General features: G+C 54.9%; 16 protein-coding genes. 5 read left to right on the top strand and 11 right to left on the bottom strand.

Annotated features, from left to right (window positions below):
• Positions 1-123 precede the first annotated feature (123 nt).
• From nifX to J8I82_RS36175, 10 genes are all read right to left on the bottom strand, one after another.
• The gene (gene nifX, locus J8I82_RS36130; RefSeq protein WP_209765128.1) at positions 124-525 is read right to left on the bottom strand and encodes a nitrogen fixation protein NifX; all 402 of its coding nucleotides are present in this window, start codon (positions 523-525) and stop codon (positions 124-126) included.
• A gap of 46 nt (positions 526-571) precedes the next feature.
• Entirely contained in the window at positions 572-1,933 is a 1,362-nt protein-coding gene (nifN, locus tag J8I82_RS36135) for a nitrogenase iron-molybdenum cofactor biosynthesis protein NifN (RefSeq protein ID WP_209765130.1), read from the bottom strand.
• A 19-nt stretch (positions 1,934-1,952) separates the two neighbouring features.
• On the bottom strand, positions 1,953-3,416 hold the full coding sequence (nifE, locus tag J8I82_RS36140) for a nitrogenase iron-molybdenum cofactor biosynthesis protein NifE (RefSeq protein ID WP_209765175.1): 1,464 nt from the start codon (positions 3,414-3,416) through the stop codon (positions 1,953-1,955).
• Between the two features lie 603 nt (positions 3,417-4,019).
• Entirely contained in the window at positions 4,020-4,520 is a 501-nt protein-coding gene (locus J8I82_RS36145) for a hypothetical protein (protein ID WP_209765133.1), read from the bottom strand.
• Between the two features lie 229 nt (positions 4,521-4,749).
• Positions 4,750-5,049 carry a ferredoxin family protein gene (locus J8I82_RS36150; protein WP_209765135.1) on the bottom strand — a complete coding sequence of 100 codons (300 nt, stop codon included), beginning with the start codon at positions 5,047-5,049 and terminating at the stop codon, positions 4,750-4,752.
• Complete coding sequence (locus J8I82_RS36155; protein WP_209765136.1) at positions 5,046-6,356, bottom strand: FAD-dependent oxidoreductase; 1,311 nt, start codon at positions 6,354-6,356, stop codon at positions 5,046-5,048. The genes J8I82_RS36150 and J8I82_RS36155 overlap by 4 nt, the downstream gene beginning before the upstream one ends.
• Before the next feature lie 11 nt (positions 6,357-6,367).
• Positions 6,368-7,480 (bottom strand): electron transfer flavoprotein subunit alpha/FixB family protein, encoded by a 1,113-nt coding sequence (locus J8I82_RS36160; RefSeq protein WP_209765138.1) that lies wholly within the window; start codon positions 7,478-7,480, stop codon positions 6,368-6,370.
• The gene (locus J8I82_RS36165) at positions 7,477-8,325 is read right to left on the bottom strand and encodes an electron transfer flavoprotein subunit beta/FixA family protein (RefSeq protein WP_209765148.1); all 849 of its coding nucleotides are present in this window, start codon (positions 8,323-8,325) and stop codon (positions 7,477-7,479) included. Before J8I82_RS36165 ends, J8I82_RS36160 begins: the two co-directional genes overlap by 4 nt.
• A gap of 13 nt (positions 8,326-8,338) precedes the next feature.
• Complete coding sequence (gene nifW, locus J8I82_RS36170; protein ID WP_209765150.1) at positions 8,339-8,677, bottom strand: nitrogenase stabilizing/protective protein NifW; 339 nt, start codon at positions 8,675-8,677, stop codon at positions 8,339-8,341.
• Positions 8,678-9,100: 423 nt separating this feature from the next.
• Complete coding sequence (locus J8I82_RS36175; RefSeq protein ID WP_209765152.1) at positions 9,101-9,355, bottom strand: hypothetical protein; 255 nt, start codon at positions 9,353-9,355, stop codon at positions 9,101-9,103.
• Between J8I82_RS36175 and nifB the strand changes: the two genes are divergently transcribed.
• The 5 genes from nifB to J8I82_RS36200 all read left to right on the top strand — a co-directional run bounded on the left by nifB (position 9,354) and on the right by J8I82_RS36200 (position 12,591).
• Positions 9,354-10,913, top strand: a complete 1,560-nt coding sequence (nifB, locus tag J8I82_RS36180; RefSeq protein ID WP_209765154.1) for a nitrogenase cofactor biosynthesis protein NifB — start codon at positions 9,354-9,356, stop codon at positions 10,911-10,913. The genes J8I82_RS36175 and nifB overlap by 2 nt on opposite strands.
• A 100-nt stretch (positions 10,914-11,013) precedes the next feature.
• Entirely contained in the window at positions 11,014-11,208 is a 195-nt protein-coding gene (locus J8I82_RS36185; RefSeq protein ID WP_209765164.1) for a 4Fe-4S binding protein, read from the top strand.
• A gap of 140 nt (positions 11,209-11,348) precedes the next feature.
• Positions 11,349-11,738 (top strand): nitrogen fixation protein NifZ, encoded by a 390-nt coding sequence (locus tag J8I82_RS36190; RefSeq protein ID WP_209765166.1) that lies wholly within the window; start codon positions 11,349-11,351, stop codon positions 11,736-11,738.
• 354 nt (positions 11,739-12,092) lie between these two features.
• A complete protein-coding gene (nifT, locus tag J8I82_RS36195; RefSeq protein WP_209765168.1) occupies positions 12,093-12,311 on the top strand; it encodes a putative nitrogen fixation protein NifT in 219 nt (72 codons plus the stop codon).
• A 1-nt stretch (position 12,312) separates the two neighbouring features.
• A complete protein-coding gene (locus tag J8I82_RS36200; protein ID WP_209765171.1) occupies positions 12,313-12,591 on the top strand; it encodes a hypothetical protein in 279 nt (92 codons plus the stop codon).
• A gap of 322 nt (positions 12,592-12,913) precedes the next feature.
• On the opposite strand, the gene J8I82_RS36205 is transcribed toward J8I82_RS36200, so the two are convergent.
• Positions 12,914-13,122, bottom strand: a 209-nt coding sequence (locus tag J8I82_RS36205) for a hypothetical protein (protein WP_209765173.1), incomplete at its 5' end; no start/stop codon positions are given.

Consider the following 13,122-nt stretch of genomic DNA (forward strand, 5'->3'; position numbering starts at 1 on the left):
TGCTTGCTCGACATGTCTTAGCTCCTTGCTCGTATTGGAACATAGGCTAAGAACTCCACTCTCCGGGGGCAAGATCACACCGAATGCGGTATATGCGCCGCTATTTAATAGCATGAGATGTTCTTAGTCATCATCTGGAATGCCATATGATCTTTCGACGCCCTTCCTGATCGCCTTGCGCAACCACGGAGGGGGAGTGCCCGTCAAGACGTCCTGCAGCTTAACGAGAATGTCTTCGATCAGTTCTGGCTGTGATACCTTGACTGGATGGATCTTCATTGCGACCACGCGCGCAGCACCTGAACCCCCGATAGCTGCAACGTACAGGATCACGCAGTCGGAGATGGCTTCGAGCTTAGGCCCGAGCTTGTCCTCGTCGCCATCCTCCTTCAGCGTGTTGCCAAAATCGAAGGCCTCAATAAACGTGTGGCTATCTGGGGTCACGTCGTAGGTGACAATACTTTTCGCCCAGCCGAAGTGCGCGTCGACATGCACTCTATCCTGGGTGGCAAATGCGATTTTCATCCAGTCCTTTCCTTTAATGCTCGCACAATGAATGTGATGATGCGATTCACTTCGTAAGTGGGGCAGTTGCAGCAAGATCGAGCGACGACTGCGGCAGTGGCCAGCGCCCCGGATGTGGTTGGGCAATCTGGTCGATCATCAGGTTTGCAATCTCGAAGATGAGGTTCATCGTACCTCGATAGCCGACATGGCAACTTTGCGCGTTGCCAAGGCGGTCGAAAACGGGAAAGCCTACGCGCATGAGCGGCTTGCCGAGGCGTGTGGCCATTTTCCGACCGTGAGAATTCGTGATAAGCAAATCGCAGTTGACCGCCGCTCGTTCCAAGTCCTCAAGGTCACCAAGCACGACTTCTCTTGCTGGCAGACGCGCGTGTGACGCCGACGTGGTTGTGCTGACGCAAACCGATAACTCGGCTCCCATTTCGTGCAGCAGCGAACCGATTGCAAGCAACAGATCAGGCGACGCAGCGAGTGCCACCTTGGCGCCGCCGGTGTAAAAGTGCCCGTCGAGCATTGCGTCGAGCAATCGGCTACGCTGCCGGCGGTACTTCGACGGAACCGGCCGGTCCGATAGTTGCGCGAGGCGCTTCAAGAGCCGGTCGTTGGGTTCTAGCCCTGTTAGCCGCTCGAAGATTTCGAACGGAATGCCAGCTATTGCCGCAAGGGTCTGCGCGGCTTCTCGGGTCTGTTCGCCAACGCCGATGGTAAAGATGGAGGCGCCAGCCGCGCGGATTTGATCAAGCGTCGTTCCGCCTAGCGTTGTACCCCTCCAGTCAGGCGCCAGATGTCCGTCAAGGGAACCTGAGATGTCCGGCAGTACGATCGTTTCTAGCCCAAATGCTTCGATAATTTCGCGCAATTCGTCAATATCGCCTGGCGAGAGATGGCAGCCGGGAAGAAGGGTGATCTGTCGATTGGCGGCCGGCAATGGCTTGACTATTGCATTAATGATCGCGCTAATGGCGCGGCAGTACCCCTCCTCAAAGGATCCAACGTAGTCGGGCGTTGATACGTATACCAGTTCGGTGTCGTTTAGTTCGGGCTTGCGCTGGCGCACCATCGTGAGATGACCAACGATGTCCTCGCCGTTCGTTTCGGTGAGCCCCGTCGAACAGAGCACAATGATTTTTGGTGCCGCGCGCTTGCAGATGTTCACCAAAGCCGTCTCGACATTCTCGTATCCGCCGAGAATGGTGGTGACCTCATTCATCGCGGTGGTCTGCAGCGGAACAGCCTCTCTGAAATGACGTACCAACAGGACGAGTCCGAACGATGCGCAGCCCTGCGGACCATGCATCACCGGCATGCAAGCGTCGAGACCCATGGCCGCATAGCTCGCGCCGAGCGGTTGGCTCAATTTAAGCGGGTTAACCGTGCAGGATTTATCTGGTTGAACGACAGTAGCCATGATGTTTTCCTCCTTTCGCTCAGTCCCAACTCTGCGCGTGTCCGCACGCCGGGACGGGCAGCAAGTGCTTCGAAACCGCCTGCCCGGTAACCAGCCTGTCACCGTCGTCGTCCCACGGGGCCGAAATTCGCACTTGCTGCCAGACCGGGTTATGGATCTCCCTGTCAATCTCATGCATCAACTCGACGATACCTTCATAACCGGCGTACGGACGATGGCGTTCTTGGTTGACGTCGAGCCACGGCATCCGTGCTTTCAGCGCGACAAATTGTGACCGGCCACCCGACAGCATGATGTCGGCCTTCGCGTCGCAGAGCATCCCATACATCTCCCGCGCCGTCATGTTGTCGATCATGCGTGCATCGTCGCCAAAAATCTCCTCGATCTTTTCCTTATCCCCGTCGGTGCTCTTCTTCACACTCGTGCCGACGATTTCGAGGCCCGCTTCTTGTAACGCGGCCACAACGGACCACGACTTCACACCGCCGGTAATCAGTAGCACCCGCGTGCCGTCCAGGCGCTTCATATACGGCGCGATGCGCCCCCATGCACGAGCCTCTTCTGCGGCAATCAAGCGCTCAGTGCGCAAGAGCAGGTCACAGGATGCGCCCTGCTGCACGAGCAGGTTCGCAATCAGCCTCAGGGTGCTGCTCATATTGCTTATGCCGTAGAATGAGCCTTCACAGTAGGGGATTCCGTATCGCTGCTGCATCCTTGTCGCGACATTGATCATGGACTTTGAGCACACTACTATGTTGGCCTTCGCGCGGTGCGAACTTGCAATCTCACTGTAGCGGCCGTCGCCGGAGAGAGTGGCGAGGATACGGATGCCGAGCGTGTCGAAGAGCGGTTTAACCTGCCACAACTCACCAGAGAGATTGTATTCGCCGATGATGTTAACGTCCGAAGCTGTCGTATATGCCGGTTCGCGTGTGCCGATCACGTAATCCAGCAGCGCCTCACCGCCGAGTTTGTTGCCAAAGTTTTTTGATCCGGCGAATCCTGGAGAATGCACTGGTATGACGGGCCTGCCAAACTTTTCAGTTGCAAATTTGCAGACTGCCTCTATGTCGTCGCCGATCAGCGCGGTGACGCACGTTTGATAGACAAATACGGCCGGCGGATCGTATTTTTCGATGATCTCGCACATACTTCTGAAGAGTCGACGCTCACCGCCGTAGATCACGTCGAGCTCATTGATGTCAGTCGTGAAGCCCGTACGATAGAGCATCGCCCCAGACGATGCTGCATTGCGGTTATCCCACGAGTTGCCCTCGCATGCAATCGGCCCATGCACGAGATGCGCAACATCAACCACCGGTTGTAATGCAATCTTTGCCCCGTCGAATGCGCAGCCGGCCGCCGCGGTCCCTGGCGTGAGTTGCCTTGTACAGCCTCGCTTGCGTGCCTCGTTACCCTTTGCCAGGTTAGTCAAGCAACCAGGTTCGTTGAAGATGGTGACAGCCTTCGCCTTGAACAGCATCATAGACTCCAAATAACCCCTTACTCGCTCGTAGCGCAAGTTGCGTACCATCGTCGTGGCCCGCGTCGCGCCGCTACGAAGCCCGGCGTGGAAGCTCGAATTGTCACGATTGGTGCCACAGGCTGACAAATCTGAACAGATTCCGACACTTGACCCCGATGCTAAGGGCGTAAGCCCCACTCGTTTAGTTAACATGCCCCCTTTCGATGTAAGTCCTTTGGAATCTTGCGACGCATTCTGCCGATTCAGCCAATGGCCAGATATTGCGCCTTCTACCAATGCGCGCTTGAGTTCGTTTTCCAGAAGATCGACAGTTACAATGATCACTCTCAGCCCTCGTCCAGATGTAAGCCAATCGCGGCGGCACTAGTCCGCGCGCTGGCTAATACTGCTAACGGCAGAATCTGGCGTACCATAGCGGTGAGGCGAAGGAGTGAACGCCAATTATCCGGCACGAGCGGATTCGCGCAAAATCTTGCATAGCTACAACTTCTACCTCGACGATAACATCAAGTGACCGAATGCTCGCTATTAGCACGGCATCCGCCCTTCGATGATCAACGAGTGACGGTTTCCGGTAAACGATAAGGGTGAAGCCATGATTTATGGAAAGATATCGTCTGTTCGCGCGTTCGACTGAAGCAAGGTGTTCACAACGTCTAATCCAATGCAGTCGGTCGGATCAAGCTTGTGCAGTTTAGTAATCAGCTTCCGCGCGGCGGCTTCATCACCAAGGCGCGCGTTGATGAACGCCAGCGCCTTCAGTGTGATGAGCCAGAAGCGGGCCGGCCCGGGAATAGTGAAATCGGTATCGTTCGGCTGTACCAGACGCCAGTCGGTGTCGATTGATGCTTGAAGAGCTGCGGCCGACAAGGCCCGTAAGGCGACCCCTTTCGCGTCCCTAAGCTCACCTCGGTTCGCATGGAACCTGTATAGCAAATAGTACGGAGGCAAGCACTGTGGATGAGTCAGGACCGCAGTCCACAACGCAGCGCCAACTTGATCATTGCTGCCGCCACGAACGCTGGTGAGAATGTCTTCCACGGCCGGGGAACCGGTTCCGCCGAAGAGTTCCGTGGATTCAATACCTGTAAAGATATTCATTGGCTGCTCCGAGAGACTGCAGTTCGCGAAAAATTTTCCTGAACGCTGGAACCTCTATGTTATAGAAGTTAGAGCGCATATATCGATGCGCTCTAATGGAATGAATGAATAGAAATAAAGCGCTAAATGTTCATTTTTTCACGCTTGCCTTGTATGCCTAGTCACGCCAATGTGTAGTTTATAGAGTGGGTGAATAAGGTATTGCAGTTGTTCCTATCGCGTTTGCGATCTACCCAAACTTGAAGAGAATTCCGTGACCGCCGCGCGGATATTTCCATTCGACGTTGTGGTGATCCGTGCATAAAATTCGGCAGCTTCCGCACTCTAGGCAGCCGTCAGTAATCAGCGTGACAGACCCGTTGGCCTCTCTACGATAGCAAGAGGCCGGGCACACATGCGTGCAGCATTTGTCCGCGCAGCTATTGGTGCAGATATCGACGTTCCTGATGCGGATATGCGGCCGACCAACATCAACACGGTAGCGATTTTGATACAATTTTTCCTCAATTGTTACAGTAATCGGTTTCATCGGAAGGCCCTCCAGAATTTGTAAGCATCGCCGATGAGTCCGCTCAGCTTGCGGCTTTTTCGGAAGCTAGACGTAATGTTTTGCATTTTTTTATTCTTATCGACGCCATCGACGGTAAGCATTGTGCGGGCGGCCTTTGCCACGAGGTCGGGGTACGTTGTGAAGAACTGTGGATTGCGTTGTAAAATATCTGGCATATGGCGATACTTGTGCAAATCCTTCATCACGAAGCTCTCGTCCAGTGCGGACTTGTACGCAGAAAGCGCGTCGGCGCGATAGCCGCGGCCCGCAGCTTTGGCGGCTATAGCCGTCTCGGCGGCTAGTCGTCCTGTTGTCATTGCGAGGTTGGAACCTTCGCGGTGCGCCGCGTTAACGAAGCCGCCCGAGTCGCCAACAATCATCCAGCCGTTCCCATATACTTTCGGGATTGCATTGAAACCACCTTCCGGAATTAGGTGGGCGCAGTACTCCTTCATTTCGCCACCAGCGATGATCGGAGCAATCGACGGATGATGCTTCATATTCTCCAGCAGCGTATAGGGGCTCGTGCGATCGGCACACTTCTTGAAGTCGCTTAGTAGGCAGCCAACGCCGATAGTTAGCGATTCCTTGTTCGTATAAAGAAAGCCAGTGCCTGTCATCCCTGCAGTAATGCGGCCAACCATCTCAATCACGACGCCTTCGTCTTCGACAACGTTAAAGCGTTGGCGAATGATATCCTCTGGCATGAAGAGAATCTCTTTAACGGCTAGTGCGACGTTGTGCGCTTTAATCTCGCGGTGAAATCCGGCCTTGCGTGCGAGCGTCGAGTTGACACCGTCCGCGAGAATCACAATGTCCCCATAGACTTCACCGTCTTCGCGGTCGCATTTCACGCCAATGACCTGATCGCCATACATGATCAGCCGATCAACGGTCGTCTCGCAAATCAACAACGCTCCGGCCTCGCGAACTTTTGCCGAAAACCATTTGTCGAACTGTGCGCGGATAATGGTGTATCGGTTATAGGGTGGTTTGTTGTAGTCGTCACTGCGAGCATGCGTACCCACGTACGAAGTATCGTCGAGCATCCACATGCGCTGCTCGATAATGTGGCGCTCGAGTGGCGCGTCGTCGCGAAAATTCGGAATTATTTGTTCCAGCGCATTGGCATAAAGGATCGCGCCTTGAACGTTCTTACTGCCAGGATACTCGCCTCGTTCGATCTGAAGCACCTTCATTCCACCCTTGGCCATCACGTAGGCCGCGGTGTTTCCAGCGGGCCCGGCTCCGACGACAATCGCATCAAATTGCGAGGATTTTTTCATTGGTTCTCCGCTTACGGCCGATATGGCTGCTGTGCCAGGTGGTCGTTAAGAGCTTGCGTCAACGCCGGCAGAAGTTGCAGCGCATCCCCCACAATGCCGTAGTGCGCATAGTCGAAAATCGGAGCGTTTGGGTCGGTGTTGATTGCGACAATGAGGTCCGAGCTTTCCATGCCAACGCGGTGCTGGACCGCTCCGGAGATTCCCGCTGCGATGTAGAGTTTCGGGCGCACGGTTTTTCCGGTCTGTCCGACCTGTCGGTCAGCATCGACCCAGCCTGCTTGCACACACGGGCGAGTCGCGCCAACTTCGGCGCCGAGTACACGGGCCAGATCGAACAGGAGCCGAAAGTTTTCCTGGTTCCGTAATCCCTTGCCCCCACTTACGATTACGTCAGCGTAAGGGAGGTTGATCTGATTGCTGTTTGTATCGGCGATAAAATCGAGCAACTTTGTCACGATGTCGGCCTCGATCATCTCAAGTGCCTCTTGCACGATCTCACCGCAGCGATTCCGCTTTGGCTGTGGCATCGCCATCATGCGTGGACGCACCGTCGCCATTTGCGGGCGGTATGCGAGTGTCATGATCGTACAAAGAAGTGAGCCACCGAAGGTTGGCCGCGTGGCCGCCAGCGCACGGGACGTCGGGTCAATGTTCAAGCCGGTGCAGTCGGCAGTAAGGCCAGTGGAGAGGGTGGTTGCCACAGAGCCAGCGAGGTCTCTGCCCATAGAAGTCGCGCCGAGCAGAAGGATCTCTGGCCGATACTTGTTGACCAAGTCAGTCAGTCCCTTTGTAAACGGCTCATTGCGATAGCCGAGCAACACCTGATCGTGGACCACATATGCTTTGTCGGCGCCGAAACTGAACGCTTCGGCAGCAAACTGCTCAAGTGGCTCGTCCGGACCGCCGAACACCGCTACCGCAACCTCGCACTGAAGGCTATCGGCAAGCTTGCGAGCTTCGCCGACCAGTTCCCAGGAAACGCTATGGACGTGACCGTGGTCGTGTTCTAGAAAGACCCAGACACCCCGGTATGCCTTCAGGTGCTCAGGAAGCTCCAGGTGTCGGCCGCTGGCGATGATGGCTCCCCCGGACGGTTGCTTATGCGAGGCAGTCGATGATTTCATGAGGCCCTCTTCATTAGCAGTTCCGCCTCCAATGTCGGATGACGGGTGAAAATTTTACGTATCAGTTCGAGCGACACGTCACGCGTGCTGGACGTATCAAGTTCGAGGATCTCGGCTCTTTCACTACGGGGTGTTGGGCCGAATACCTTCTTAACCACAGTAGGTGAGCCCTTCAGTCCGATCTTGGCCACGTCCTTGATGCCGGCTTGCTCACGATTCCATTTACGGACCGGAAAGCCTGCTGCGTGAATCATCGTGGGTAGTGTCGCGAAGCGCAGTTCGTTCGTGTTCTCGAGCATCGTGACCACGCATGGCAGCGCGGTTTTTAGCACTTGCACTCCACCTTCGGCTCGGCGCTCCACGATGATTGAGCGCGCGCCGAAGTCGATTTCAACGATTCTGGAAACGTAAGTGAGAAGTTGGAAGTCCAGGCGCTTGGCGATGCCAGGGCCGACCTGGGCGGTGTCGCCGTCGATTGTTTGCTTTCCTGTGAACACTATATCTACTACGTGTTGCTTCGATAACTCGCGGATTGCAGTGGCAAGCGCATACGATGTCGCGAGCGTGTCAGCTCCAGCAAACGCACGGTCGGTGACTAGGACTGCATCGTCGGCGCCATAGCTGACGCATTTGCGCAGCGCATCCTCAGCCTGGGGCGGTCCCATGCAAAGTGCTGTGACTGTCCCTCCGATTCGGTCCTTTAGCCTCAGTGCTTCCTCCAGCGAGAAAAGGTCGTACGGGTTCACGATTGCGGGGACGCCTTGGCGCATGATTGTGTTGTTGACAGGGTGAACCCGGATCTGCGCCGAGTCCGGCACCTGCTTGATGCAGACAACAATATGCATTAATTCCTCCAACTCAGGCGGTGCCGCGGGTCGGCAGCGACGCGCGCAGTTTATCGACGGAGACGTGCTGTCGGCCGTCGATAGACTGCAGAACTTTAAACAGTTTCTGCTCCGCAGGTACCGAGACGACGAAATCGTTGTAAGCCCTCAAAAGCAGACTCTGATAGACAGCGAAGGCGGTTGTGTCTTTGTCTCCTGAAGAGTTTTCGTGCTTCTTGATGTACTGAAAGAAGCGTTTCAGAATGTGAAGTCTGCTTACATTCACGACCTTCTCGTCGAATGCGATACCGAAATATATGAGGAAGTCTTCGGCCGACGAGAGGCGTTGCAGTTCCTCGATAAGTCCTTGCATGCAGTTGCCTCCAGCGAATAAGACCGCAGCGATAAATCCAGGAAGGAATTCCGACCATATAAGCGGGTTGTCGCTACAGAAAGGCAGAAAGCGAAAGAAGCCGTTTGCCTGAGCTACGCTCCGAAGTTGAGATTCTGTCCGATGTTTGCCTCGATGCATGCGAGCCCGTCTTCGTCCGTGGCGGGGATTCCGATAGTAAACCGAGTCAGGCTATATTCCGAAAGTGTGCTGTCGAAGCGCAGCGCCTTGGCGCGATGTCTACGCTGGCTGCATGGCCGCCTTGGCGAAGACGGATCTCCTTGAAACTTGGATTGAGCATGTCAGTATTCTCGTCTGCTATTAGTTGCCAGCAGTTCATTTGCAAACGTCGTGCCAAGTGGATATCCAAGATCGGACCTGACTTTGATGGAGTGTCGACATTGTTTAATGTCGGTAATGACGGCGCAATGACATCGCTTCTGTTGTAAATGTCATTTGCCAGACATGGGCGCCGGTTTTTCGGTCCGCGAGGCGCTGTTCTGCCGCCTTGGCTCGCCAGGACGATGCACTGCTGCGCAGATCGATTCGACGCTGCACGCAAAGGCCTCTTGACTGGAAGCGGAGCAGGATGTGTGCGATTGGCATGGATTTCGCTTTATTTAGGCTCGCGACCATCGTCGATTGAGAGGAAAGCTTCATGCGAGATAGCGCGAACGCAAGTACGCCGCGCCCAACTGCCAATATTGGCGTTGGGCGGATAACTCCACTGGTATCGATCGAAGCACCTGGCGCCTGCGGTTCGCACGGCAGCAATGGCGAGTCGCGCTGTGGTTCGGCGGATGCGCTTGCCCGAATGCCGCCACAGGTATGGGAAAAGATCAAAACGCATCCTTGCTACTCGGAAGATGCGCATCGCTACTATGCACGCATGCACGTGGCAGTTGCCCCGGCCTGCAACATTCAATGCAACTACTGCAACCGCAAGTATGACTGCTCAAACGAGTCGCGGCCTGGCGTCGCGTCGCAGAAGCTGACGCCTGAGCAAGCAGTGAAAAAGGTGATTGCTGTCGCGTCCAGAATTCCGCAGTTGACAGTACTTGGCATAGCCGGACCGGGCGACTCACTCGCTAATCCGAAGGCGACCTTCGACACGTTCCGGCTGCTTAACGAGCGAGCCCCGGACATCAAACTATGCTTGTCGACAAACGGACTTGCGTTGCCAGACTTTGTCGACGAGATCTGCCGATACAAAATTGATCACGTGACGATTACCATAAACATGGTCGATCCCGTTGTCGGCGAGAAGATCTACCCGTGGATATTCTGGCGCAATCGACGCGTAACCGGGATAGACGCCGCGCGCATCTTGCATGAGCGGCAAATGCAAGGGCTCGAGATGCTATCCGAGCGTGGAGTGCTTACGAAGATCAACTCAGTGTTGATTCCGGGGGTAAACGAAGAACATCTGATCCTGGTAAACCAGGAGGTTAAGAGACGAGGCGCGTTCCTGCATAACATCATGCCGTTGATCTGCGATCCAGTGCATGGCACATATTTCGGGATTCACGGCCAGCGAGCTCCGACTGCACAGGAGCTTAAGGCAGTGCAGGACGCATGCACGGGCGGCACGACTCTGATGCGGCACTGCCGTCAATGCCGCGCCGACGCAGTAGGTCTCTTGGGCGAAGACCGCGGAGGGGAGTTCACGCTCGATAGGATAGAGACAATGGAAATCGAGTATCTCGCCGACAGCCACCGCGAGTATATGAATCGCATTGAGGTCGAGCGTAATGTGCAACTTGAGGCAAGAAGGGAGGCGCTATTCCTCGCGCCAGAGAATGACGTGGAGAACGATATAAAGGTATTGGTTGCTGTCGCGACAACGGGGGGCGGACGCGTGAACGCTCATTTCGGAAATGTCTCGGAGTTCCAGATCTTCGAGGTCAGCGGCACGCAAGTGCTCTTCGTCGGCCATCGCCGAGTAGACCATTATTGTCAGGACGGCTATGGCGACGACGAAGAACTAGCGTCACTCCTATGTGCCATCAACGATTGCCATGCTGTTCTCGTAGCGAAGGTCGGGGCGTGTCCGCGTAAGGAACTATCGCGCGCGGGCATCGAGCCCATAGATCAGTATGCCGGCGAAAACATCGAGAGAGCGGCGCTTTCTTGGTACACCGAATATCGTGGCCGAATTGCAAACGGTGCAGTCGCGCATAAGAATCGCGGTGACGCTGCGATCCGGCAGCCTCCTTGAATGGTTCTGACGGCAATGTGTGTGCTTGCCTGCAGGGCACGCATGACAATGATGGTCGCCATCTCGAGATTAAAATTTCATCGTTTGAAGGAGCGCGCTTATGGCCCTGAAGATCATTGCCTCGACCTGTTCTGGGTGCTCAGCTTGCGAGGCGGAGTGTCCAAACGTTGCCATTAGCGAGAAAAACGGTGATTTCTCCATCGATCCGAAAAAATGTACGGTGTGTGAAGGGCAGTTCGATAGTCCGCAGTGTGTGGCAGTGTGTCCCGTGGATGGATGCATTGTGCCGGCGTAGAAACGCTGTTGAGTTTCTACCCATATAGGGATTATTTCTGAATTTCAATGAATCGACATTACGCTACCATACCCTAAAGTGGAAAATACTACTGCGCCGATAAACGCAATCTCCTTGCCGGACCTTCTCTAGTGCATATTATGAATGACTTAGACGATGACGAAACCATTGAGATCAAGTTTGCGCCGTGTTTCTGCATTGGCGAGCGGGTGGTCGCGCGATCGCCGGTCCTTAACGATGGTACGTATTACGGCAAGAGAGTTGGCGAAGTAATTGCGAACAAAGGGGAGATTGGCTATGTCACCGGCATCGACACGTTCCTGCAACGGTTCTACATCTATGAGACTCACTTTGTCGATAAGGACCACCGGATTGGCATGCGCGCACGGGAACTGTGCTCGCTCGATAACCTGCCTGAAGAGGTGCTAGCGCGCCTAGGCGAGCGCGCTACTGTCCTTCGCTCGATGTGGTTCGGGAGCAGCGGGGACGGTGAGCCCAGGACGGTAGTATCCGCAGCCTGCGAAAAGTAACAAGGAAGCAGTAAATGATCTCGCAGTGCCACTAGTCGGCCAAGACGTTGAGGCATTGAGTGATTACGCTACATGTGCTTGCGACGATGGAGGGTATAAGTAGAGTGTCTGGTGTAGGACGGGTTCGCTGGACGAGATTGTCAAACGTTGGACTGAGGATCTTGATGGTGAGCCGGTGTACCCAAAAGGCTTTGATCGACTGCACACTCAGGACCACGCCGGCGTGGGCTGTAAGGCATGTAGAATGACCCATGGCGACTTATTGCTACTGCCTGCGGCTTCGCCGGGTGTCTGTGCTGTTCCGCATGCGCGGTGTATCGCCCGTTTGCCACCCCATTGAAGGAGCTTCTCGACGTGAAAATTATGATTCGAAAGGACGTTACAGGGACACTCAAAGCCTACCTGCCGAAGAAGGACCTCGAGGAGCCAATAGTCTCTATGACACGGGTGCAGATGTGGGGAGGGGTCGTCACGCTTGCCAACGGTTGGCGGTTTGAACTGCCAGAGATGGCGGACGACACCACACTACCGGTCACTGTGGAAGGCCGCCGTGTGTCGAGCGGGGAGGAATGACATGGCGCTTACCGTAAAACACATCAGTGCAATCACTGAGTTGATTCTTACTGAACCTACACTATCGGAGGCAGCGGCAAAGTGGCGCAAGCGCTTTCCCGACGTGCGGCTCATGCGGATCAATGCTTCTGAGTTGCGCCACGAAAACCCGGCCTTGGAATTTGGAGGACGCCGCGTTTACTTCGCCATATCGACAGGAGCCTGCGTCTCCATAACGGCACAGGCCTGTGAAGCCAATATGCTGATCTTTAGTGAAGACCAGATCTACGATGAAGAATAATCATAGCGTGCTAGCCTGCGCGAGAGCAACTGGACCGAACGCGCATATGCGGTCGGCGAGGTAAAGCGGCACACTGAGTTCGGCCCGGTCCCGCAGGTACCTGATGAAGCACAGCGCCAGCACTGCGCTCACCTGTACCAGAACGCTCCGAACGCCTATGTTATGCGCGCTCATCCATGACCCGGAAATTACTTTGCTGTGAGCCTCAACGCATCGACCGAGAACTTTGGGACTCACTGAAGTCGTGCGGCTGCATGGAGCTGCGGTTCGCTATCTTTCTAACGGCTTTGACTAGTTGTGGATTTTTCACTGCCAAGCAGTTTCATTCAACACTTGGCGTTGGCTCGGCAAATTCACACACCCTACAAAGTAAAAAACCATCCATTCCCCGCATGCGACCTTCAATTTCCTTAAAAACTGGCCCATCAAATAGATCATTATATTTATTTTGCAGGGCGCCCTCAAATCTGAAGTGCAACACCTTGCCATCCGGTAAGGTGTGGTGAATGACAAGAACGAAGTACCAACAAC

The organism is Cupriavidus consociatus (assembly GCF_017814975.1).
GTDB classification, from domain to species: domain Bacteria; phylum Pseudomonadota; class Gammaproteobacteria; order Burkholderiales; family Burkholderiaceae; genus Cupriavidus; species Cupriavidus consociatus.

Excerpts from the sequence above, each read along its gene's own strand:
- J8I82_RS36190 (WP_209765166.1), top strand. The coding sequence starts at position 11,349 with ATGAATGACTTAGACGATGACGAAACCATTGAGATCAAGTTTGCGCCG.
- J8I82_RS36185 (WP_209765164.1), top strand. The coding sequence starts at position 11,014 with ATGGCCCTGAAGATCATTGCCTCGACCTGTTCTGGGTGCTCAGCTTGC.
- nifE (WP_209765175.1), bottom strand. The coding sequence starts at position 3,416 with ATGCTGTTCAAGGCGAAGGCTGTCACCATCTTCAACGAACCTGGTTGC.
- J8I82_RS36155 (WP_209765136.1), bottom strand. The coding sequence starts at position 6,356 with ATGAAAAAATCCTCGCAATTTGATGCGATTGTCGTCGGAGCCGGGCCC.
- J8I82_RS36175 (WP_209765152.1), bottom strand. The coding sequence starts at position 9,355 with ATGAAGCTTTCCTCTCAATCGACGATGGTCGCGAGCCTAAATAAAGCG.
- nifX (WP_209765128.1), bottom strand. The coding sequence starts at position 525 with ATGAAAATCGCATTTGCCACCCAGGATAGAGTGCATGTCGACGCGCAC.
- nifB (WP_209765154.1), top strand. The coding sequence starts at position 9,354 with ATGCGAGATAGCGCGAACGCAAGTACGCCGCGCCCAACTGCCAATATT.
- J8I82_RS36145 (WP_209765133.1), bottom strand. The coding sequence starts at position 4,520 with ATGAATATCTTTACAGGTATTGAATCCACGGAACTCTTCGGCGGAACC.
- nifN (WP_209765130.1), bottom strand. The coding sequence starts at position 1,933 with ATGGCTACTGTCGTTCAACCAGATAAATCCTGCACGGTTAACCCGCTT.
- J8I82_RS36150 (WP_209765135.1), bottom strand. The coding sequence starts at position 5,049 with ATGAAACCGATTACTGTAACAATTGAGGAAAAATTGTATCAAAATCGC.
- nifW (WP_209765150.1), bottom strand. The coding sequence starts at position 8,677 with ATGCAAGGACTTATCGAGGAACTGCAACGCCTCTCGTCGGCCGAAGAC.
- J8I82_RS36160 (WP_209765138.1), bottom strand. The coding sequence starts at position 7,480 with ATGAAATCATCGACTGCCTCGCATAAGCAACCGTCCGGGGGAGCCATC.
- J8I82_RS36200 (WP_209765171.1), top strand. The coding sequence starts at position 12,313 with ATGGCGCTTACCGTAAAACACATCAGTGCAATCACTGAGTTGATTCTT.
- J8I82_RS36165 (WP_209765148.1), bottom strand. The coding sequence starts at position 8,325 with ATGCATATTGTTGTCTGCATCAAGCAGGTGCCGGACTCGGCGCAGATC.